Origin of the sequence: Caloramator sp. E03 (genome assembly GCF_006016075.1) — a bacterium.
Lineage (GTDB): Bacteria > Bacillota > Clostridia > Clostridiales > Caloramatoraceae > Caloramator_B.
The window spans coordinates 2,310,086-2,332,588 of record NZ_CP040093.1 but is presented as its reverse complement, the minus strand read 5'-3'; the positions used below and the strand labels follow the sequence as shown (position 1 = coordinate 2,332,588).

Annotated in this window: 22 protein-coding genes and 1 riboswitch; of the genes, 6 read left to right on the top strand and 16 right to left on the bottom strand. The window is 31.0% G+C overall.

The features are described 5' to 3' along the window. Positions 1-17: 17 nt before the first annotated feature. The 4 genes from sigF to FDN13_RS11185 form a co-directional block, all read right to left on the bottom strand. Positions 18-776 carry an RNA polymerase sporulation sigma factor SigF gene (gene sigF, locus FDN13_RS11200; RefSeq protein ID WP_138980465.1) on the bottom strand — a complete coding sequence of 253 codons (759 nt, stop codon included), beginning with the start codon at positions 774-776 and terminating at the stop codon, positions 18-20. Between the two features lie 15 nt (positions 777-791). Beyond that, the gene (gene spoIIAB, locus FDN13_RS11195) at positions 792-1,217 is read right to left on the bottom strand and encodes an anti-sigma F factor (protein WP_138980464.1); all 426 of its coding nucleotides are present in this window, start codon (positions 1,215-1,217) and stop codon (positions 792-794) included. A 12-nt stretch (positions 1,218-1,229) separates the two neighbouring features. Then, the gene (spoIIAA, locus tag FDN13_RS11190) at positions 1,230-1,565 is read right to left on the bottom strand and encodes an anti-sigma F factor antagonist (protein WP_138980462.1); all 336 of its coding nucleotides are present in this window, start codon (positions 1,563-1,565) and stop codon (positions 1,230-1,232) included. Between the two features lie 146 nt (positions 1,566-1,711). Next, the gene (locus FDN13_RS11185; RefSeq protein ID WP_138980459.1) at positions 1,712-2,377 is read right to left on the bottom strand and encodes a TMEM165/GDT1 family protein; all 666 of its coding nucleotides are present in this window, start codon (positions 2,375-2,377) and stop codon (positions 1,712-1,714) included. Positions 2,378-2,417: 40 nt separating this feature from the next. After that, a riboswitch (yybP-ykoY riboswitch) is annotated at positions 2,418-2,544 on the bottom strand. A gap of 425 nt (positions 2,545-2,969) precedes the next feature. Between FDN13_RS11185 and speE the strand changes: the two genes are divergently transcribed. Next, a complete protein-coding gene (speE, locus tag FDN13_RS11180; RefSeq protein ID WP_138980457.1) occupies positions 2,970-3,797 on the top strand; it encodes a polyamine aminopropyltransferase in 828 nt (275 codons plus the stop codon). A gap of 47 nt (positions 3,798-3,844) precedes the next feature. Here speE and FDN13_RS11175 read toward each other — a convergent pair whose 3' ends face one another. The 4 genes from FDN13_RS11175 to FDN13_RS11160 form a co-directional block, all read right to left on the bottom strand. Beyond that, on the bottom strand, positions 3,845-4,084 hold the full coding sequence (locus FDN13_RS11175) for a hypothetical protein (protein ID WP_138980455.1): 240 nt from the start codon (positions 4,082-4,084) through the stop codon (positions 3,845-3,847). Next, positions 4,081-5,331 (bottom strand): DNA polymerase IV, encoded by a 1,251-nt coding sequence (dinB, locus tag FDN13_RS11170; protein ID WP_138980453.1) that lies wholly within the window; start codon positions 5,329-5,331, stop codon positions 4,081-4,083. Before dinB ends, FDN13_RS11175 begins: the two co-directional genes overlap by 4 nt. 273 nt (positions 5,332-5,604) lie before the next feature. Continuing rightward, entirely contained in the window at positions 5,605-6,375 is a 771-nt protein-coding gene (locus tag FDN13_RS11165) for a DUF72 domain-containing protein (protein ID WP_138980451.1), read from the bottom strand. Then, positions 6,372-8,102: an Eco57I restriction-modification methylase domain-containing protein gene (locus FDN13_RS11160; RefSeq protein ID WP_168190151.1), complete on the bottom strand. Its 1,731-nt coding sequence runs from the start codon at positions 8,100-8,102 to the stop codon at positions 6,372-6,374. The genes FDN13_RS11165 and FDN13_RS11160 overlap by 4 nt, the downstream gene beginning before the upstream one ends. Positions 8,103-8,208: 106 nt before the next feature. On the opposite strand from FDN13_RS11160, the gene pdaA reads away from it, so the two are divergent. Continuing rightward, positions 8,209-9,078, top strand: a complete 870-nt coding sequence (gene pdaA, locus FDN13_RS11155) for a delta-lactam-biosynthetic de-N-acetylase (RefSeq protein ID WP_138980447.1) — start codon at positions 8,209-8,211, stop codon at positions 9,076-9,078. Positions 9,079-9,123: 45 nt separating this feature from the next. Here pdaA and FDN13_RS11150 read toward each other — a convergent pair whose 3' ends face one another. The 8 genes from FDN13_RS11150 to murJ form a co-directional block, all read right to left on the bottom strand. After that, positions 9,124-9,630, bottom strand: a complete 507-nt coding sequence (locus FDN13_RS11150) for a GAF domain-containing protein (protein ID WP_138980445.1) — start codon at positions 9,628-9,630, stop codon at positions 9,124-9,126. Continuing rightward, entirely contained in the window at positions 9,618-10,895 is a 1,278-nt protein-coding gene (gene hutI / locus FDN13_RS11145) for an imidazolonepropionase (RefSeq protein ID WP_168190150.1), read from the bottom strand. Before hutI ends, FDN13_RS11150 begins: the two co-directional genes overlap by 13 nt. Before the next feature lie 52 nt (positions 10,896-10,947). Next, positions 10,948-12,474, bottom strand: coding sequence for a histidine ammonia-lyase (gene hutH, locus FDN13_RS11140; RefSeq protein WP_138980442.1), 1,527 nt, complete (start codon positions 12,472-12,474; stop codon positions 10,948-10,950). A 190-nt stretch (positions 12,475-12,664) separates the two neighbouring features. Further along, positions 12,665-13,648, bottom strand: coding sequence for a hypothetical protein (locus tag FDN13_RS11135; protein WP_138980440.1), 984 nt, complete (start codon positions 13,646-13,648; stop codon positions 12,665-12,667). Between the two features lie 10 nt (positions 13,649-13,658). Continuing rightward, entirely contained in the window at positions 13,659-14,600 is a 942-nt protein-coding gene (locus tag FDN13_RS11130; protein ID WP_243120215.1) for a phosphodiester glycosidase family protein, read from the bottom strand. 199 nt (positions 14,601-14,799) lie between these two features. Then, positions 14,800-15,552 carry a sulfite exporter TauE/SafE family protein gene (locus tag FDN13_RS11125; RefSeq protein ID WP_138981085.1) on the bottom strand — a complete coding sequence of 251 codons (753 nt, stop codon included), beginning with the start codon at positions 15,550-15,552 and terminating at the stop codon, positions 14,800-14,802. Between the two features lie 20 nt (positions 15,553-15,572). After that, on the bottom strand, positions 15,573-16,460 hold the full coding sequence (locus FDN13_RS11120) for a DMT family transporter (RefSeq protein WP_138980438.1): 888 nt from the start codon (positions 16,458-16,460) through the stop codon (positions 15,573-15,575). A 274-nt stretch (positions 16,461-16,734) separates the two neighbouring features. Continuing rightward, the gene (gene murJ / locus FDN13_RS11115; RefSeq protein ID WP_138980436.1) at positions 16,735-18,309 is read right to left on the bottom strand and encodes a murein biosynthesis integral membrane protein MurJ; all 1,575 of its coding nucleotides are present in this window, start codon (positions 18,307-18,309) and stop codon (positions 16,735-16,737) included. 199 nt (positions 18,310-18,508) lie between these two features. Here murJ and FDN13_RS11110 point away from each other — a divergent pair, with 199 nt between their 5' ends. The 4 genes from FDN13_RS11110 to FDN13_RS11095 are packed head-to-tail and all read left to right on the top strand — an operon-like array spanning position 18,509 to position 22,460. After that, positions 18,509-19,681, top strand: coding sequence for an alanyl-tRNA editing protein (locus tag FDN13_RS11110; protein WP_138980434.1), 1,173 nt, complete (start codon positions 18,509-18,511; stop codon positions 19,679-19,681). Between the two features lie 28 nt (positions 19,682-19,709). Next, complete coding sequence (locus FDN13_RS11105) at positions 19,710-20,825, top strand: glycosyltransferase family 4 protein (protein WP_138980432.1); 1,116 nt, start codon at positions 19,710-19,712, stop codon at positions 20,823-20,825. Between the two features lie 4 nt (positions 20,826-20,829). After that, complete coding sequence (locus FDN13_RS11100; RefSeq protein WP_207670883.1) at positions 20,830-21,543, top strand: WecB/TagA/CpsF family glycosyltransferase; 714 nt, start codon at positions 20,830-20,832, stop codon at positions 21,541-21,543. A 5-nt stretch (positions 21,544-21,548) separates the two neighbouring features. After that, complete coding sequence (locus FDN13_RS11095) at positions 21,549-22,460, top strand: polysaccharide deacetylase family protein (RefSeq protein WP_138980430.1); 912 nt, start codon at positions 21,549-21,551, stop codon at positions 22,458-22,460. Positions 22,461-22,503 lie beyond the last annotated feature (43 nt).

The following is a 22,503-nucleotide window of genomic DNA, read 5'->3' as shown; positions in this document are numbered from 1 at the left end:
ACAGCCAAAGCTGTGGTTTAATAGGTCATCGTTTTTCTCATATAATCAAGTACCTTCTTTTCAATTCTTGAAACTTGTACTTGAGATATTCCAAGTATTTCTGCTATTTGACTTTGAGTCATATCTTTAAAATATCTCAGTATTATTATTTGCCTTGCCCTTGGCTCTAAAGTATTTATTATCTCCTTTAGAGCCACCTTATCTGTAACATCAGAACCATAATCCTTTTCTTCACTTAATTTATCAATTAAAAGCACTGGAGAGCCATCGTCCTGATGAATTGTTTCATAAAGATATTCAGGGGCATTTAAACTTTCAAGGCTTAGTATAACATCTTCTGATGTTATACTAAGTTCTTTTGATATCTCTTCAATAGTAACTTCCCTACCATACTCTTTAACAAGCTTCTCCTTTGCAATTTTTACCTTTCTTGCAGTCTCTTTCATGTTCCTACTAACTTTTATTATTCCATCATCCCTTACGAATCTCTTTATCTCTCCCATTATCATTGGAACAGCATAAGTAGAGAACTTAACATTAAAATCACTTTTAAAATTCTTTATTGCCTTTATAAGTCCTATACATCCTATTTGAAAAAGATCTTCATATTCATATCCACGGTTTAAAAATTTTTTAACTATAACAGAAACCAAACCAATATTTGCTCTTACAAGTTTATCTTGAGCCTCTTTATCTCCCATCTGGCTTTTCTTTACAAGTTCCATTATCTCCTCTTGATTTGGAATTCTATTGCTATCTGGCTCATTACTTTTCATAGCTATTCCCCCAGGTTATGCAGATTTGAACTCTTTAGTCATTATGACTCTTGTTCCTTCACCTAACTTAGATTCCACCTCAAGGGTATCCATAAAAGTTTCCATAACAGTAAATCCCATACCCGATCTTTCAAGCTCCGGCCTTGATGTATAAAGAGGTTGCCTTGCAAGCTGTACATCCTCTATTCCCTTTCCATAATCTATTACCTCTACCGTCAACTTTCTTCCATCTATGCTGCATTTTATAGTAACTGTACCTATTGTATTTTCATAGCCATGTATTATTGCATTAGTAACAGCTTCCGAAACTGCTGTTTTTACATCAGCAAGCTCCTCAATCGTAGGATCAAGCTGTGAAGCAAAAGCTGCAACAACAACCCTTGCAAAAGCTTCATTTTGTGATTTGCTTGGAAACTCAACTTTTATCTCATTATGATTCATAGTACATCCCCCTTAAAAATTTGAAATAGCTTCTTCAACGCTTTCATATTCTTTTATTATTTTAAAAAGACCCCCAAGTTCAAAAACCCTTTTTATGTGAGGCTTAAGATTTACAATTGCAACCTTACCTCCATACTCATTGATTTTTTTATATCTGCCTAATATAATTCCAATTCCCGAGCTGTCCATAAAATTAACATCTGAAAAATCAAAAATAAGATTTTTGCTTCCAAATTCATCTATTTTGTTGTCAATCTTTATTCTCACGTTTTCTGCTGAGTGATGATCAAGTTCTCCCGACATCATAACTATGATAGTATTATCTTTTTTACTGAATTTTAAATACATCTACATCCCCCCAATCCATAATAAGTTATATATTCTATATATTGTAATTTTTTCCTTCAATTTTATTTTAATATTATATAAAAAATTAAAAAAGGCATGAATACCACTTAGTATTATGCCCACTATTTTTATATTCTATACATTTTTTATTTAAGAGTTTCTTGATTTTTATTATATTTAAAACCAATTATATAGATAAGTATTCCAAGAACTAATATAAAAGGTAATATATACTGCATCCGTTGATAGCTTTTAGGAACTGCCTCATACAAAGTTATTATTCCAAATACTAAAAATATTATTGCTGTTGCCCATTTCATTAACGCATCTGGTACATATTTTTTAAGCCATGCTGCTCCAACAATTCCAAGGCTATCTGCTACAAACATTCCAAGGATTGAACCTAATAGTACAAGAATAGGCTGTTTAAAATTGGCAGCAAGGGTTAATGTCATAAGCTGAGTTTTATCTCCAAGTTCTGCAATAAAAAAAGTAGCTGCTATTGTTATAACTGGACCCAAATTGGTTTTTTTCTCAACATCCTCTTCATCCTCATCTTCACCTTTTATAGTCCAAAGCCCAAAGGCTATAAAGCAAATTGCTGCCACTATCTTTATATAGTTAAAAGGTATTATAGAACCTAATAAACTTCCAACAGCTACTGCAATACCATTTAAAAGAAATATTGCAACTCCAACTCCAAGGGCAACATCTCTAACCTTATATCTGCTTGCAAAGGCCATACACATAAGCTGAGTTTTGTCTCCAATTTCTGCAATTAAAACAAGTAGAAATGTTTTCAAAAATGCCATAAATTAGCCTCCTTCGTATTAAATTTAAAGTAAAAATAAAAGACCTTAACACAATGGGAACCCACTGTGTTAAAGGTCTCACTTGACAAAGTCAGGTAAAGCCAGGCAAAATGCCAGCATGTTGACTTTACCACCTAAAAAGGCAGCTACTCCCCCTTAACATTAGAAACCTATTTAATACAAAAATAGAATATCATCTATATTATTATATGTCAATAAAGAAAAGAAATAATCATTTTTTGTGGACGGTTCGTGTGAAAATGTACCTTTACAAAAAAGGAAAAAAGTACAAGCTAAGGGACGGTTACTTATTTTATACACAATATCTGCAAAATTAGGGGGACATCCATAAAATATTATATTTATTTAATATAATAAGTAACCGTCCCTCCTGTTACCTTTTATAAACCACAAACTTTTTCATGCCGTCGTTGTGGCTACTTTTAATCATGACCGGTTACTTTTTAAAGTTAATTGACTTAAATATAATAAAGTTATGCTCCCCTTTGCTATTGTATTATTTTATTTTTAATGATAAAATGCAATATGTGAATTAAGGGATTGATATGAATCTGGAAAGGAGAGATGCTTTATGGAAATGTGGCTTAGGGAAATGCAAATTGAAAACGCAGCAATGACCTATAAAATAAAAGAAACTTTAGTTAGAAAAAAGACTAAATTTCAAGATTTAGCTATAGTAGATACTGAAGCCTTTGGAAGAATGCTTGTACTTGATGGAATTGTTCAAACAACAATAAAAGATGAATTCGTATACCATGAGATGATTACTCACATTCCTCTATTTACTCACCCTAACCCTAAAAAGGTTTTAGTAGTTGGTGGAGGAGACGGAGGAGCTATAAGAGAAATACTAAAGCATCCTTCTGTAGAAAAAGCAGTTTTATGCGAAATCGATGAAGATGTAATAATAGAATGCAAGAAATATCTTCCTGAAATCAGCTGTGCTCTTGATGATAAGCGCTGCGAAATTTTCGTTGGAGATGGCATAAAATACGTTAAAGAACACAAAAATGAATTTGATGTAATCATTGTTGATTCAACAGATCCATTTAGCATAGCTGAAGGATTGTTTGGAGGAAACTTTTATAAGGATATATATGAAGCATTAACTGAAGATGGGTTATTCATAGCTCAGACAGAAACTCCATTTTTCCTTCCCGATACTGTAAAGAAAGTATTTAATGATGCAAAATCAATATTCCCTATAACAAAGCTTTTTATGGCAGCTATTCCTACATACCCTGGAGGATACTGGAGCTTCACAGTAGGATCTAAAAAGTATGATCCATCCCAAGTTGATACTTCAAAGATTCCAAACCTCGATACAAAATACTACACTCCTGAGCTTCACAAAGCATGTTTCGTATTGCCAAAATACGTTAAAGATGTCATTGAATAAAAAATGCCACCCAAGTAGCAACAAGCATTACTACTTGGGTGGCATTTTTAAAGTTTTTCAATAAACCATTTGTTGCTTTCAATATCCCATCTAAGCTCAACAGGATTTTCTCTCCCTTCCACCTGACAAAGATATATAAAGCACTCCCTAAGGCTCCTTCTCTCTTTCCACATCTTAATTACTCTATTTACTCTAAAAGTTCCCCGGCTGCAAGTTACTACAAGTGGATTTACTGAGGATTTTTCAAAAAGTACCATAGTATCAACAACTTCTCTTACCATTTTCAAAGCCTTCCTCCTCCTTTATTAAAAGGATTCTTATGCTTCCATTCTTCATCGCTAACTATATTTACAAGGTTTCTTACCTCATTTACCATAAGCGATGCCCTAAATACAGAATTATAACCGTATTTTTCCCTTATGCTATCCATGCACCTTTCAATCTTTTCATTTTTAAGTTTCTTTTTCTCTTCAAAAAAACTTATCTGCTTAAACCCCTGCAATGGTCTAAGGCCTGTTACCCTAACTCCAAGAAGCCTTAAAGGAATCGTCTCATCCCAGTTCTCATAAAGAAGTTTTATCGCTTCATTATGTATATCAAAAGCAGTATCAATATAATTATGTATCTTCCTCTGTCTTATAAAGGTATTAAAATCCTTCGTCTTTATCATCACTTCAACTACGTTCCCTTCAAGTCCACAATCTCTTAATCTTTTACCAACACTCTCACAAAGGACCATTAAAACTTCACTTGCCTCTTCATAACTTTTTATATCCCTTGGAGTTGTTATTGAATTGCCTATCCCTTTTATTTCATCTTCCCTTGAAGATACTTTAGAATTATCTATACCATTAGCAAAATACCAAAGATATCTACCAATCTTTCCAAACTTTTGCTCCAGAACTTTTTGAGGAGTATTAGCAATATCTCCAATCGTAAATATGCCTATTTCATTAAGCTTTACCTTCATTTTTCTCCCAACGCCAATTAAATCTTCAACTGGAAGAGGCCATACTATCTTTGGTACATCCTCCCTATTTATTATACTTGTAGCATCAGGCTTTTTAAGATCCGATGCTATTTTTGCCATAAGTTTGCAATAAGATACCCCTACACTTGCGGTAATATTAAGCTCCTTTTTTATCATGTATCTTATTTTATCCGCTATCTCAACTCCACTTCCAAAAAGCCTTTCACAGCCAGTAACATCAACCCAAGCCTCATCTATACTAAAAACCTCAACATCAGGACTAAAGCTTCTTAATATATCCATAACCTTCATTGAGTATTTCATATATTCTTTAAAGTGAGGCTTTACAAATATAATATCAGGACATAATTTTTTAGCATCATTTATTGTCATTCCAGTTTTAACACCATAAGCCCTTGCCTCATAAGATGCTGTAAGTATGATGCCATTCCTTTTTTCCTTATCACCAGCAACTGCAATAGGAAGATTAGCAAGGCTTGAATCATTAGCCTGTTCAACAGAAGCATAAAAGGCGTTTAAATCCACATGTAATATCGTTCCCATAACCACCCCTCCGAACAAAAGTTCGTTAATTATATTATACAACATTCCTTTCAAAAATAAATACCAAACACAAAATTTTTTAGTGAAATAAAGAGGGACGGTTACTTATTTTGTATATTTTTATGTCAATTATATCTGTTACAGAAACCAAGAGAAATATTTGTTCAATAAGTTTTTATTTCTTAATTGTAATTTATCACCCTTTAAAGCAATAAAAAATTAAGAGGCTATGCACTTTTAAAAGTTAAAATAAACTAAATAGTACATAGCCTCCTAATTTTGCATCAATCTTTTTAACATAGAAGCATTTTTAGCTCCTTTAGCTTTAAAATGATTATTAAAAGCAACAAAAGTTTCACAGCTGTGTTTTTCAATAAATTTAATTTTTGATATCCACTCTAAAAGTTCCTTTTCTGAATACATATAGTCATACCTTTCATAGGCAACTTCATGGTTATACCATTTTTTAGCGTTTCTCCCGTGGAACCTTATATAACCTATATTTGAAGTTACTGCGACTATAGGCTTTATAAGGCCTTTAATATCTGGCTCATCAACACATACCCAGCCTATAGAATGCTCTTTTAAAAATTCCATAACCTCTATTTTTACCCAATTAGAATTTCTAAACTCACAAAGAATCTCTTCTCCATTAAAATATTCTCTTACCCTTTTAATATACTCAGCATTATCACTTGTATTGTGAAAAGAATATGGAAATTGGAAAATAATACAGGAAAGCTTTCCACTACTCTTTATTGGTTTTAGTGCTTCAATAAATTTTATTGCATCATCCTTTCCTAAATTCCTATCATGGGTAAAACCTTTATAGGCTTTTACGGAAAACTTAAACTCATCAGGTGTCTTTTCATTTAGGCTTTTAAACATAAAATAGTTCGGCATTTTATAATATGTTGAATTAATCTCAGTAAAGGAAAAATGCCTTGAATAAAATTCAAGCATATTAGAATCATTAATATCTTCAGGGTAAAATTCACCTTTCCAATCATCATAGCTATATCCTGATGTTCCAACATATATCACAAACACCAGCTCCTTATTATCTCATATTCCTCTGAAGTTATATTAAAAAATCTGCATAAAATCATATCAATTCTATTTATAGTATCCTCCTTCACATTCTTTACCTCTTCTTCTACCTCTTTTATATATTCAGGAATTTTAATCCTCATTATCTTATTTGGATAATACTCATACATATTGTCCCCAAGCTTTTTTGCCATTGACTTTATATAAAACTCATATATTCTGCTATTTAAAACCCCACAAATATACTCATAAGAAGTATTTTTTAAAAACATACTCCTTATTTTAAGTATATAAACATCTGCACTAAAATAACTTCCTGTATCTATAGCAAATCGATTTGAAGAGGCTTTATAAGGGAATACTATTTTCTGACCTTCAAATACATCTTGATTTCTTCCCCATTGAAGTTCATAGTACTTTCTTAGTCCTTTTTTGCACTCTCTTCTATTTTCAAGGGATGGTTTTAACCTTTTTATATAATTTATTGCTTTTTCGTATTTTTTTTCATCATCTATTAAATTAGAATATATAATAACTTGATTTGAAGGTATAACTTTAAACTTTTCAATATTCGAACCTTTAATCCAAGGCTTTAATAAGTTTTCTTCTATTTTAATGTTAATTGCCATATCCTTTTCAAGTACAAAAGCTTTATCACAGCCAGTTATAATCCCTTGAAAACTTTCACATAGGTCTGACAGATATACTCCCTTTATTTTATTTAAAATAGTCCTTTCTTCGTTGCTTAAAAAAACCCAGCCCTTATTTTCAAGGCTTTCCATGTCAACCCTTATATGTTTTACAAAATTATCTTCTCCTTTATTAATATCTTCAAATACTTTTTTGCCCTTTCCCTTTGCATTTTCCAAAAGCCTAAAATATTCAATATTTTTCTTTTCCCTATCTTTTATAAAATCTATTATTATGTTATCAACTCCAGCTCCTTTTATAAGCCTTACACCATAAAAATCAACAATACTTTTTATTTGGACATTTGTTTTTATATAGTTTCTTATACCTTCTGCATTTAATGCCTCAAGCATATACCTTGAAGTTATAAAAATAAGCCTTCCTCTTTCATTTAATATATCTATAGACTTTTTTATAAAGCAGTAGGATAAATCTGCTTTATCTGAAAATACTTCACCATATAAATTATAAAGCTTGTTTCTATATTCTCCCGTTAAAATTTTATGCCCCATATAAGGAGGATTTCCTATAACTATATCAAATTTTTGGGATTCTGAAGTTAAAAAATCACCTAAAACTATATTTAAAGGCAAAGTGCCGCTCCTTTCATATAGTTCAATAAACGTTATCATAACAGCATATTCATCAATATCACATCCGAAAATATTATTGTTAATTATATAATCTTCTGCTTTCTCAATTCCTAAGCTTTTCATCCTCTCTTTAAGCTTTTCATAAAAAAGTATTAAAAAATATCCTCCTCCACAGGAAGGATCCAATACTTTAAAATTCAAATTTTTATTTATATCAATTTCATCAAGAGCTTTATCCACCATAAACTCGACTATTTCAATAGGAGTATAAAAACTTCCTGTTTCTTTTCTAAGCTCCTTTTTACAGAGGCTTTGATATACGTCTGCAATAAAGGTTTCAACATTCCATTTTGACTTAAAACTTTTTATATCAACATTATTTGAGTTTATTATATCATGATATAAGTTTTGCACATCTTTTTTAAATTCTTCAAGCATAACAATCCCCCACAAAGTTTTATGCATTTATTATATACTATTATGTAAATTCTATATAGCATTATTTTTAATATTGTGGATATATTAAGTATGAGGAGGTATCAAAATGAAGAAAATGCTTTCACTATTTTTAGCAGTATTTTTTCTATTAACAATTTCTTGCCAAAAAAGCTCTCAAATGCCTCCAAAATCTAACAATAATTCATTAAATTTAAATATTAACCAAGGTGATATAGCAAATCAATCAACAACAACAGACTTTGATACCCCCAGCAACCTTAGCAACAAAACTATCCCCTGGGGACTTGGTCCAAATAAAAATCATGTTCCTCCTTCAATTCCAATGGAACATAAAACCATACTTGATAAATATTCCGGATATTATTTAGGAGATACGTCAAAAAAGGTAATATATATAACCTTCGATGAAGGATATGAAATCGGTTATACCTCTGTTATACTTGATATCCTTAAATCTAACGATGTAAAAGCTGCTTTTTTCGTAACAAGACATTATATAATAAAAGAACCAGACCTTATAAAAAGAATGGTAAATGAAGGGCATATAGTCTGTAACCATAGTTCAACACACCCATCAATGCCATCAATAGCAAACAACATTGAATCTTTTACTAAAGAATTTACTGATACTGAAGCTGCTTTTAAAGATGTAACCGGAATAGATATGCCTAAATTTTTCAGGCCACCAAAGGGTGAATTTAGCGAAAAGGTACTATACCTCACCCAAAAACTTGGATATAAAACTGTATTTTGGAGTTTTGCCTATAAAGACTGGCTTGTAGATCAGCAGCCAAGCGAAAAATATGCTTATGATAAGATAATGTCAAGTACACACAACGGTGAAATTATGCTCCTTCATGCTGTTTCAAAAACAAATGCAAACATCCTTGATTCTGTAATAAAAGAATTAAAAAAGCAAGGATATAGATTTGGAACCCTTTATGAATTAAATTAAATTTATAAAAGACTCGGATTTTATTAAATACCGAGTCTTTCTAAATCATATCCTTGAAATATCTTCCCATTTTATATACTGATTAAGTTTTTCAACAAGCTTTTCAAGATAAATCCTATCGGTTTCATCGAATCTATTAAAAATTGGGCTATCTATATCCAAAACACCAAAAACTACATCATCTTTTATAATGGGTACAACTATTTCAGAGTTTGAAGCACTATCACAGGCTATATGCCCTTCAAATTCATGAACATTAGCTACCACATAAGTCCTTTTATCCCTAGCAGCACTTCCACAAACTCCCCTTCCAATTTTAATTCTTACACAAGCAGGTTTCCCCCCAAAGGGCCCTAAAAGTAGTTCTCCATTTTTCATTCTATAAAATCCTACCCAATTTATATCATCAAGGTTATTATATAATACTGATGCAACATTACAAAGATTAGCAAGACTATCTTCTTCTCCTGAAATTAATCCTTCAATAATCAATAAAAGGTTATTATAAAACTCATCTTTTGTACTGCCTGTTATTTTATCTATATATTCCATGTGAATTCTCCTTCCTTATAGCATAGCATTCCTTCTCTTACTACTATTTCCCCATTTTTAATAACAGTATCAATATGATTTATCCCAAAGTGATATATAATGTAATTTTCATTAGGTGCATCCATAATAAGAACGTCTGCCTTCTTCCCTTTTTCAATACTTCCAATCTCATTTCCTCTACATATAGCATAGGCCGCATTTATAGTCATAGCATTTATAACCTCTGAAGGGGTTAGGCCCATACCCATTGAAGCAAATACCATAATGCTCTGCAAAGATTCAGTAGGACATGTACCTGGATTATAATCCGTTGCAAGAGCAATAGGAAGTCCCATTTCAATCATCTTCCTTGCCCTTGCATACTTTCCAAGCCTTAAATAAAAGGACGTCCCTGGCAAAAGCACTGGAATTACATTACCTTTTTTCATAGCCTCTATACCTTCATCGGAGGCTGCTACAAGATGCTCTGCAGATACTGCACCAATTCTCCCTGCAAGTTCTGCCCCTCCCATGGGCTCTATTTCATCAGCATGTATTTTTATCTTAAGCCCATACTCTTTTCCCTTTAATAGAATTCTTTCGCTCTCCTCTATAGAAAAAACTCCTTCTTCGCAAAAGCAATCTATAAATTCAGCAAGTTTATTCTCTGCAACATAAGGTATGACTTCCTCTGTCATAAGTTTTATATAGCCTTCCCTATCATGCTTATATTCTTCAGGTATAGCATGGGCTCCCATATATGTTCTTACTATATCAACAGGATGACCGCAATCCTTTAATACATTAAGACATTTTACTTCGTCTTCAAAGTTTAAGCCATAACCAGATTTGGCTTCAACAGTTGTAGTTCCCCAAAGCAACATAAGGTCAAGGCTTTTTTTAATCTTTTTCATAAGTTCGTCTTTAGAGGCACTTCTTGTAGCTTTTACTGTACTTAAAATTCCTCCGCCTCTTTTAAGTATTTCAATGTATGGAACACCTTTAAGCTTTAAATCAAGCTCATCTTCCCTTGAACCATAATGAACAAGATGTGTGTGAGGATCAACAAAACCAGGAAGTACTGTCTTATTTTTAGCGTCTATTATTTTAGTATGCTCATTATAAAACCTTTCTCCACTGCCTTCTCCTACTTCTTTTATAATCCCATTTTCAATAGCTATAAATCCTTTTTCTATTATTCCAAGCTCCTGCATATATTTTCCGAACTTTGGTCCACTTGATTTACAGGTTAATATTCTGGCATTTTTTATAACTATATCCGCCATACATTTCCTCCCACATAATTAAATATAATTGTGGAAAATATTTCTTACTTCATTATAATATTTCTCCAACAGCCTTTTCAACTTCCTCAACAAGCTTCCCATTTGTTATAAGTTCACTTGCAGTATTTATATCTACATACATAACTCTGTCATCAACTAAAGGCTCAATATATTTTCTTATAAGATTATATGCCTTTTCTGTTCCTTTTCCTAGCTTTACATTGCCTCTAAAGTATAGTGCCTGAGAAGATGCAAGGTATTCTATTCCAAGTACCTTTGATGCATTGTATAATATATTTCTTGCCTTTCTTGCCGCAATAGTACCCATACTTACATGGTCTTCTTGGTTTGCCGAGGATGGTATTGAGTCAACTGAGGCTGGATGAGCAAGGACCTTGTTCTCTGAAACAAGAGCTGCAGCAGTATACTGTGCAATCATAAACCCCGAATTTAGTCCTCCTTTTTCAGTAAGGAATGGAGGAAGATCATTTAGCTGATAATTAACAAGCCTTTCTATCCTTCTTTCAGAAACGTTAGCAAGCTCTGATAAAGCAATCCCTAAAAAGTCCATTGCAAGAGCCATTGGCTGTCCATGAAAATTTCCTCCTGATATGACTCTATCCTCATCCTCAAATATCAATGGATTATCTGTTGCAGAATTGATTTCTATTTCAACAACTTTTCTTACATACTCTATTGCATCCTTACTTGCGCCATGTATCTGTGGTATACATCTTAGTGTATATGCATCTTGAACTCTTATTTCCCCCTGTTTTGTAGTAAGAGTACTTCCTTCTAATATAGATAAAAGATTTTTTGCACATTTTATCTGACCTACCTGTGGTCTAACATCATGTACTCTGTGATAATAAGCGTCTGTAATTCCTTTTAACCCTTCAACTGTCATAGATGAAACTATATCTGCTGCCTTAGATAAGTTTATAGCATCATAAAGAGTAAGAGCTCCAACTGCTGTCATAACTTGAGTTCCATTTATTAATGCAAGTCCTTCCTTTTCTTCAAGCTCTATAATATTTATTCCTGCCTTCTCCATTGCAACCTTTGAAGGAAGCCTTTCTCCTTTATAATAAGCCTCACCTTCCCCAATCATGGTTAAAACCATGTGAGATAAAGGTGCCAAATCACCACTTGCTCCAAGGGAACCCTTTTGATAAATAACAGGATGTACTCCTTTATTTAACATATCAATTAAAGTTTGTACTGTTAAAACCCTGGCTCCAGAGTATCCCTTTGATAATGCATTTGCTCTAAGAAGCATTATAGCCCTTACTATTTCAGTTTCAAATTCCTCACCCACACCACAGGCATGAGAAAGTATCAAGTTTCTCTGAAGCTTTTTTGCATCTTCTCTTGATATTACAACATCAGAAAATTTTCCAAACCCAGTTGTAATTCCATACTCAACTCTTTCATTTTCAACAAACCGGTCAACAAGTCTTCTTGCCTTTTCTATTTTATCTTTAGCATTTATTGAAAGTTCCACTTCATAGCCATATCTTGCTACTTTGACTATATCATCAATTTTAAGGCTTTCTCCATCTATTATAATCTTATTCAATAAAATTACCTCCTTTATACAGCTTATACTAATTATATCATTGGTTTTAAATAATTGTTAGACTTCGAATTGTCTGAATATATTCAAACTATTATCATAGTAAAGCGATTAAATATATTGTATAGTATTAAAGGCGTGAGGTTCATAATTAAATTTCATGAACATCACGCCTTTAAATAACATTCAACCATTATATCTTATCAACTACAATATTATTATTGCTATTTTTATATACAATATGGCTGTCACTAATATCAATAACTGTAATCCCGGATTTTATATCTATTTTTTTATTTTGGATAACATCATAAATATAATCTTTATAAACAAGACAAACTTTGTTGTCCCTGTTAAATATACTATCAAAGGATGAATCATCAAGGTATCTTTTTTCTATTACATCACCATCATTAACAACCAATATGGTCTTTTCATCTTCTAAGGAGAGCAGGTATATATTGTCCTCATCATCAATACCAAGAAATTTAAATTTGCTGTTTCCATCATATTTAAATATTTTTGATTTTATGTGAATCCTACTATTTTTATCTTCATAAACAAGAGTATCTTTATTGTTTAAAAGCCCTATATTCTCAATTTCCTTCCCCTTTGCATATAAAGATATATTTTTCATTATATCTACTCTATATATGTTATTCTTGTATATTCCATAGCTTTTTGTCTGTGAACATATATATATTAGGTTTGTATAGCTTGAATACCTTACATCACAAATTTTTTTAAGATTACTTGCTTTAAAAGACTTATGCTCTGTTATCTCCTGATTATCTATATCATAAGTCTTTATTGCAAGATTCTTACCATCATAGGTAAAGTACATTATTATGTTTCTATCATTCAAAGGAAGTGAGTATATTATAGGTTCATCATCTTTAATGATATCATATAACTTATCATCCTTGCTATTTTTTATATAAAGAACTTCTGAATCTATATATGTTATATAGCTTCCATCATAAGTTACTGCTACATTTTTTGCTGTATCAGGTATCTTTGTCCCGCTCTTTTTAAAACTCATGAAAAAACTTTTATAGCTATTTACTTTATTTGTAGTTATTTTTTCATCTCCAAGAATTATGTTATTTATATAATATAAAGGCGTTACAGTCAAAATAACACCTATTAAAATATAAGCAAAAATCTTCTTTAGCATAAATTCACACCTACTCTACTATAAATGCTGATGGAATTGCCCTCTCTCCTAATATATCCGATGGTTTGTTTACTAACTTCCCATCATTGTACATCGTTGCCGAAGATCCTCCATCAAGATTTGAAGCATTATAAGCACCATATTCAAGTAAAACATCCTGAACATCTTTAAGAGTTGCCCCAAGGCTGTGCTTTTGCCTTCCATCTATTGTCAGCAAAAGCACTTTCCCATCCTGTGTTTGTCCTATCGCTGTTCTTGGAGCAATCCCCCATCCTCCATCACCTTTTTTTATCATAGGCTTTCCATTTACAATAAGGGCTGGACCAAAGGAAATAGCATCCCTTAGTTTTAATTCTTTTATTTCATCTAATTTATATTCCCCAACAATAAGTATATTTTTATTATTAAAACCTACTATATTGAAGGTTTTCTCATCGTCAATATATTTTATTTCTCCATTTTCTATTATAATTCCAGAGGGTATACCACCTGTTCCTGTCATAGCATTGCTAAACCCTCCAGCATTCACTCCTGCTACGGCATTATATCTTTTTATTATTTGCCCTAGAGTTTCTCCCCTATTTCCAAGATCTTGTGATGTCCCTACTTTAACTCTTTTAGGGTTGTCCACAATTAAAAGGTATCCTTTATACCTATTTGTTTCAATGTTAATACATTCGATATTGTTACTTGAATATTTTACTTTTATTGCATCCTGGTTTTCACTCTCTGTTGGAGAACTTATCTTATTTTCCTCCATTATCCTTTTAATTTCATCATCGCTTAAAAAAAGTTTTGCTATATATTTATGGTTCATTGTAGTCATTGCCGACGTAACTACTGTATTTCTAATATTTTTAAATGGGCCATGAAATACTAAATATGTTCCTAAAGTAGTGCAAAATATAAATTCAAATATAATAAAAAAAATGACTTTCTTAATTAATTTCAAAATTTCACCCCACAAGACAAAAAAACGTATTATTCTACATTATAATAGTTTATAATAATTTAAAAAATATACAAGAATTATTTTGTTAAAATACTATAAACTTTTTGTTCATATAGATATTCAAAAGTCCACATATTGTTTAACTTTATCTTAAACTTAAAGATTATATTTAACAATACATGGACCCTAATTTATATCGTTATTTTACTATGTTGTAAAGCATTTTTAATGCAACTGCTAAAGACATAGATACAAATATTGGCTTTATAAGCTTTGAACCTTTTTTAAGAGCAATTGCAGTTCCAAACTTTGCTCCAAAAATCATAGAAACAGCAACAGGTATGCCTATAATATAGTAAATCCTTTTATATAATGCAAACATTAAAAGAGCAGTGATGTTACTTATAAAGTTTAAAAATCTTGCATTACCTGCACCTTTTACAAAATCAAAGCCGTATATTTTTATAAGTCCAAACATTAAAAATGAACCTGTTCCAGGTCCAAAGAATCCATCATAAAATCCAAGAAAAAATGCCAATATTATTCCATAAAATATATTCTTTTTATTAAGTCCGTTAAAATCATCTTCAACTCCTATAGTTTTTGAAAAAAGGCTATATATTCCAACTCCTAAAATTAGTATAAGCACTAAAATATATAAATATTGCTGATTGATTTTAATTACAGTATGAACACCTATAGCTGCGCCAATAAAAGTAAATGGAGCAATATATTTCATAAGCTCAAAATTTACTTTCCCACTTTTTGCAAAATTTAATGAGCTTGTAAAGGCTGCAGCTGTTGAAGAAAATTTATTGGTTCCAAGGGTAAACTGAGGTGGAATACCTGCAAAAAGATAGGCTGGCACACTTATTATTCCCCCTCCCCCTGCAATAGAATCAACAAAGGCTGAAATAAACCCTGCTATACAAAGAAATATTATCTTTACCATCATAATAAGATCACCTGCTTTTATATATTAACATTAACTTTTTCGTAAGGTTCAAATATATATATAGATACAATAGCCATAACAACTATAAGTGCCCCAATTACCATAATAGGATTTAAGCTTTCTTTTAAAAAAATATATCCAAATACTATTGCTTCAACAGGTTCTACTCCACTTATAATAGCAGCAGCAGATGATCCTATAGTCTTTGCTCCAAAACAGAAAGCAAAAATAGCAATGCTTGTTGAAAAAAGTGCCATAAGCGTAATGCAAATCCATGCATTAACATTGAAGTTCACCGTTATTCCACCTTCTAAAAATGCAAAGATAGTAAAAGTAACAAAAGCAAAAAATATAACATATCCTGACATAACCACAGGAGAAACACCTTCAAACTTTCCATGGCCAATTACTATAACGTAAATAGCATAAAACAATGCCCCTAAAAGAGCAAAAGCAATACCTTTAAAATTTATTATTTGTCCTGGAGTATATGCAACAAGCACTGTGCCCATAATAGATAATACCACAGCATAGACTTTATTAACCTCAATTTTTTCTTTTAAAAATATTACTGAAACTATAAGAACCATTGCAGGATACGTAAAAAGAAGAACCTCAGAAAAACCTGCTGATATAAACTTATAGGAACTAAAAATAGAAATTGAAGAACCTGCATATAACACTGAACCAAGAATCATTAATATGAAGGCTTGTCTTAACTTAATCCTAAAATCTATCCTTTTAATGAAGATATAGGCCCAAATTATTGAAATTGCAATTAAAAATCTAAAAAAAAGTACAGTTGAAACATTAACCCCTAATTTGTAGGCAAGTTTTGCAAAAACAGGCATTAATGCAAAACCAGTAGCTGATATAAAAACAAAAGCTTCCCCCTTGAACTTCATTTTAATCCTCCTATGCACTGTTTAACTATACAATATACAAATTTAATTCTATCATCATATTTATAATTTCTCAAATAAAATGCCTATAAAAAATATATCTTTGAGGCTATTGAAAAAGTTTGTTTTTATTAAACCCCGTGAAGGATTTTCCTGGCACTTACTCATTTTGCTAAGCAATTCTAAACTTTTGAGAGATGCCTTTTTGAAATCCATTCACGGGGCCTATGCAAAGCTCCTAAAACAAAATGGGTTGTCATACTTGTATATAAGTGAACTATATCCTTTTAATCTTCTTTTTTACAATCCCTAAAACATAATCCATCTCTGGCATTTTCAAAATATATGCCACAGCTAAATATATAACAATAGCAATTGTTACAGAAACTCCAACATCAATAAGCTGAACTAATTTTGAATCTATCCCGAGTTTAACTTCAATTACCCGGGAAATTATAAAAGCAGCCCCTCCCATAACAAAGGATGCTATTGTAGATTTAATCGATGACTTTATATCATCACTTACCTTAAGACCATTTAACTTTTCACTAAGCTTTTTGTATAATAATAACATATTAATTATGCTTGTTATTGAGTATGAAAGGGCTATTCCTCCTATTGCAAGTTTACTTGAACGTACAAATATCAGGTTTAAAATTATGTTTATCAATACAGTTAATGCTCCTATTTTTACAGGAGTTTTAGTATCCTGTACCGCATAAAATCCTCTTGTTATAATCTGTACTGCTGATTGTCCAACAACTGCAAGGCTATAAAATGCTAGAGCAAAGGCAGTAACTTTAACGTCTGATTCTGTAAATTTACCTGTTCTAAACAAAAGCCTTACAATTGGAACGTTAAGTACTATCATACCTATTGTTGATGGAATAGTAATAAACATTACTGTCCTAAGTCCAAGAGATAATGTGTCCTTAAACTCATTATATTCCTTTCTTGCAACTTGAGTATTTAAAACTGGGAATATAGTTGTGGCAATTCCCATTGCAAATATTCCAAGCGGAAGCAGCATTATTCTGTTTGCATATCTTAATGCAGTTATACTACCTTCATCAAGAACCGATGCTATATTCTGATTAACAACAAGATTCACTTGGGATATAGACAGACCTATTATTGCCGGTCCCATTAGCTTTAACATCCTTTTATATCCTTCATTATGCAAATCAAGTTCAAACTTAAATCTTTTACCTACCCTTTTAAAATCTGGAATTTGGACAGCAAAATTCATTATAGCACCAACTATAACACCTATTGATATACCATATATTCCAAGACTCTTTCCAAGTAACAATGCTCCAAGTATCATGCCTATATTATATAAAACTGGTCCTAAAGATGGAGATGTAAATATTTTATATGAGTTTAAAACCCCTCTTGTAAGCCCTGCAAGAACTGTAAAAGTTACAGCTGAAAACATAATTCTTGTCAGTTTTGTTGTAAGTATAAGGGCTTCTTTATTCTGTGCAAGACCACTTGCAACAATTGGAACAAGATACCTTGCAAAGGTTACTCCAAAAAGGTTAAATACCAAAATAAAAATTATTGCAACTGTAATAAAGGTATTTGCAGCCTTCCAAGCTCCACTCTCATCTTCATTTGCAATATAAGAGTTAAATACTGGCATAAAACCTGAGCTTAAAGCTCCTCCTACAAGAAGATAAAACATTACATCAGGTATTGTAAAGGCAGCTATAAAAGAATCCGTTATGTAATTTCTTCCATATACTCTTGCTACAATCATTTCCCTTATAAATCCAAGTATTCTGCTCAAAAAAAGGGTTAGCATTACTATAACCGTAGCTCTTTGAATATTTTCAGCTTTTTTAGGCATTTGAATTCTTCCTTTCAGTAAAAATCCATATAAAATTATACATCAATTTGAAAAGCCTGTCACTCTATTAAGCCTTATAAATGATTAATTTATAAATTTGTTTACAAGTTGTTATAATCCTTTAAACAATATACTTGATAATTCATATTTTTTAGTACAAAATATACATTGATTATTAATATTTACAGGAGATGATAAAATGAAAAGACTTTTTTATGAAGATGCTTATATTTCATCGTGGGAAACATACATTGAAAATACAGAAACAAAAGACGGCAAATACTATATTGTTTTATCAGAAACAGCATTCTACCCTGAAGCTGGAGGACAACCTTCTGATTCAGGTACCATAGATGGAATTAAGGTTTTAGACCTTTTAGAAAAAGATGGTATAATATATCATATACTTGATAGGATGCCTGAAAATAAATATGTCAAATGCGAAATAGATTTTCAAAGACGTTTTGACCACATGCAGCAGCATTCAGGACAGCATATCTTATCTTCTATTTTTTACAACCTATATAATGGGCGGACTGCAGGATTTCATCTTGGAGAAGACTATGTAACAATTGACATTGCCTTACCTGAAATATCAAATGAAATGATAAAAAATGTAGAAGATAAAGCAAATGAACGTATATATAAAAACCTTGAAATCAAAACCTATATCTTAAATTATGAAGAAGCTTTATCTCATCAATTAAGAAAGCTCCCTCCTTCTAAAGATGATATTAGAATAGTTGAAATAGAAAATACTGATTGTACTCCCTGCTGTGGGACACACGTTAAAAGAACTGGAGAAATTGAAATAATAAAGATTCTCAAAGCCGAAAAATACAAAGGAATGACAAGAATATACTTTAAATGTGGAAAAAGAGCTTTTTGTGATTATCAGAATAAGCACAATATAGTCTCAAATTTAAATAAAATACTATCCTGCAAAGAAGATGAAATATTAGAAAGGCTAAATCAGAAGGAAACGCTTATAAATGAACTATCAGTCCAATTAAAAAAGCTTAAAGAAACCTTAATTGATTTAGAAGTATCAGATATTATAAGAAATACAAATAAAAATATAATTTGTAAAATATATAACGATAAAAATTTTGATGAAATCCAAAGAATTGCAAAGAGCATACTTGAAAAAGGAAGTTATACTATATTATTTCTGTCCGTAGTTGATAATAGAATTCTCCTCTGCCACAATGGAAATTTCTCAACAAACTGTGGATTTATTTTTAAAGAAAACATAAAAAGTTTCAACGGTCAAGGTGGTGGTGGTGAAAAGCAAGCCCAGGGAGGATTCAAGATAAGAGAAGATGCTATAAATTTCTACGAATTCCTAAAAGAAAAGATTTTAAAATGTTAATTTTAAATTTAACTAGAGGGATGATATTATGGTCATTTTACATATTATAAGTGGTGGAGAAGTTGGAGGATCTAAAAAGCATCTTCTAACTTTAGTTAATAATATAAATAGCAGTGATATAAAAAACATAGTTGTATGTTTTATAAAAGGAAAACTATATGAAGAGGCTGTTTCGTTAGGAATCGATATTAGGCTTATTAAACAAAATAAAAGATTTGATTTAAAGATAGTAGATGATATAAAGCAACTATGTGAAAAGGAAAAAGTAGATATAATAAATTGCCATGGAGGAAGAGCTAATTTCATAGGATATTTTTTAAAGAAAAAATATGATGCAAAATACGTAACAACAATCCATAGTGACTATAAGGAAGATTATAAAGGTAACTTTTATAAAACATTAATTTACAGCAACATAAACAGATTGGCATTAAAATCCTTTGATTATTATATAACTGTATCAGATAATTTTAAAGATATGCTTATTAAAAGAGGTTTTAATAAAGAAAAAATATTTGTTGTTTATAACGGAATAGATTTTAATAGAAAATATCAAAAGTTTGAAAAAGAATCTATAATAAAAAAGTATAACTTGCCTAAAGCTGAACATTATATTACAATGGTAGCCAGGCTTCATCCTGTTAAAAATCATAGGTTTTTTTTAAAGGCTTGCAGCATGGTTTATAAAGAATTTAATGACGTTGTATTTATACTTGTAGGTGATGGTGAATTAGAAAGTGAGCTTAAAGAATATGCATCAAAGCTTGGGATTAAAAACAATGTAACTTTTGTTGGGTTTAAAAAGCCCGATGAATTTATATTTATATCGGACTTTACAGTACTTACTTCATTTACTGAAAGTTTCCCTCTATCTATACTTGAATCAGCCTTCTATAAAAAAACTGTTATATCGACTATGGTTGGAGGTATTCCAAAACTCATTGAAGATGATAAAAACGGGTATTTAATAAAGATAGGAGATGAAGAAAAGCTTTATAAAAAAATGCTTGAGCTTTTAAAAAATAAGAAAAAAGCTGAAGAGTTAGGGCAAAATCTTTATGATAAGGCATCAAAAAACTTCTCCATTGAAAACTTTACAGATAATTATAAAAAAATATATAAATCTATAATGTATGGAGGATAATGAAATGATAAAGGAGACATATCTTGGAGTTGATGTATGTTGCGTTAATGAGAGCTCAATACTTGATGAAATTGACAATATAATTGAAAGAAGATTGCCTTCCTTTATTGTAGCTATAAATCCTGAAAAAATAATGAAAGCTCAAAAGGATATTAACCTTTTAAAACTTTTAAACAGTGCTACAATCCAAATACCTGATGGTATTGGAGTTATTATAGCTTCAAGATTAAAAGGAGGAAAAATCAGAAAAAGAGTAACAGGAATTGATCTTATGCAAAGTATATGTAAAAGGTCTGCTAAAAATGGATATAAAATTTTTCTGCTTGGTGCAAAACCTGGCGTTGCAGAGCAGGCTGGAAAGATATTAGAAGATAAATATAAAGGTCTAAAAATTGTTGGAATAAGGGACGGATATTTTAAAGAAGATGAAACTATAATTAAAGATATTAAAAAAGCATCACCTGATATACTATTTGTTGCTATGGGAAGTCCAAAGCAGGAATACTGGATAAAAAATAATATGGATAAACTTTCTGTACCACTTTGTATGGGAATAGGAGGAAGTCTTGACGTTATATGCGGAAATATAAAAAGAGCACCAAAGTGGATGTGTTCATTAGGATTAGAATGGCTTTATAGGCTTATAAAAGAACCTTGGAGATTTAAAAGGATGTTAGTACTTCCTGTTTTTTTAATAAAAATATTAAAGGGTAGGTAAAATTTATGAAAAAGCTGTCCATTTTCATATTAGTTTTTTTATTCTTGCTTTATAATACTTCTTTTGCATCTTCAAAATCTCAAGAAATTAATAACAAAAATAATATATACTACAATAATAAGGTTGTAGTTTTAACCTATCATCATATAAGTCCAAAGCCTTTTAGCTTTATAACCATTAAGCCACAAAGGTTCGAAGAAGACATTAAAACCCTTATAAATAGTGGATTTAACTTTATTAGCATAAAGCAGCTAACAGATGCAATGCAAGGAAAATACACTCTTCCCCCTAATGCAGTTGCTATAACCTTTGATGATGGACTTGAAAGCTTTTATGTTTATGCTTATCCAATTCTAAAAAAATATAATGTACCTGCTCTAAATTCCATTATTACATCAAGGACAGAAAATTATAAATCCTTTAACAGTAATGTAAGGCCATTAAATATGAAGCAAATAAAGGAAATGTATGAAAGTGGTCTTGTTGATATTGCCTCCCATAGCCACAACAGCCATGAACTTGTTTATATAAACTCTAAGCTAAAGCAAGGTGGCAAACTAGCCTTTAGAATATATGACAAAAATACTAAAAAATTAGAAACAGAAGATGAATATATTAAGAGAGTATCGTCAGATTTAAATAAATCAAGAGAAATAATATATAAATATACTGGAAAATATCCTGATATACTATGCTTTCCTTTTGGCCATTATGGTAGCAGGGTATTAAAAGTTGCAAAAAGCTGCGGTTTTAAATATTTTATAACATCTCAATATGGTTTTAATAAGTATTCTTCCAAATCGGTAATAATAAACAGGATAAGAGCTGGAGATTATAATTTATCGTCTCAAAAACTTAAAGAAAATATAATTAAATGTGCAAATCCAAAAAATAAATCCTCAAAAAAGAACACTTAATATTAAAATAAAACCATCATAAATCTATACAGCTAATCAGGCT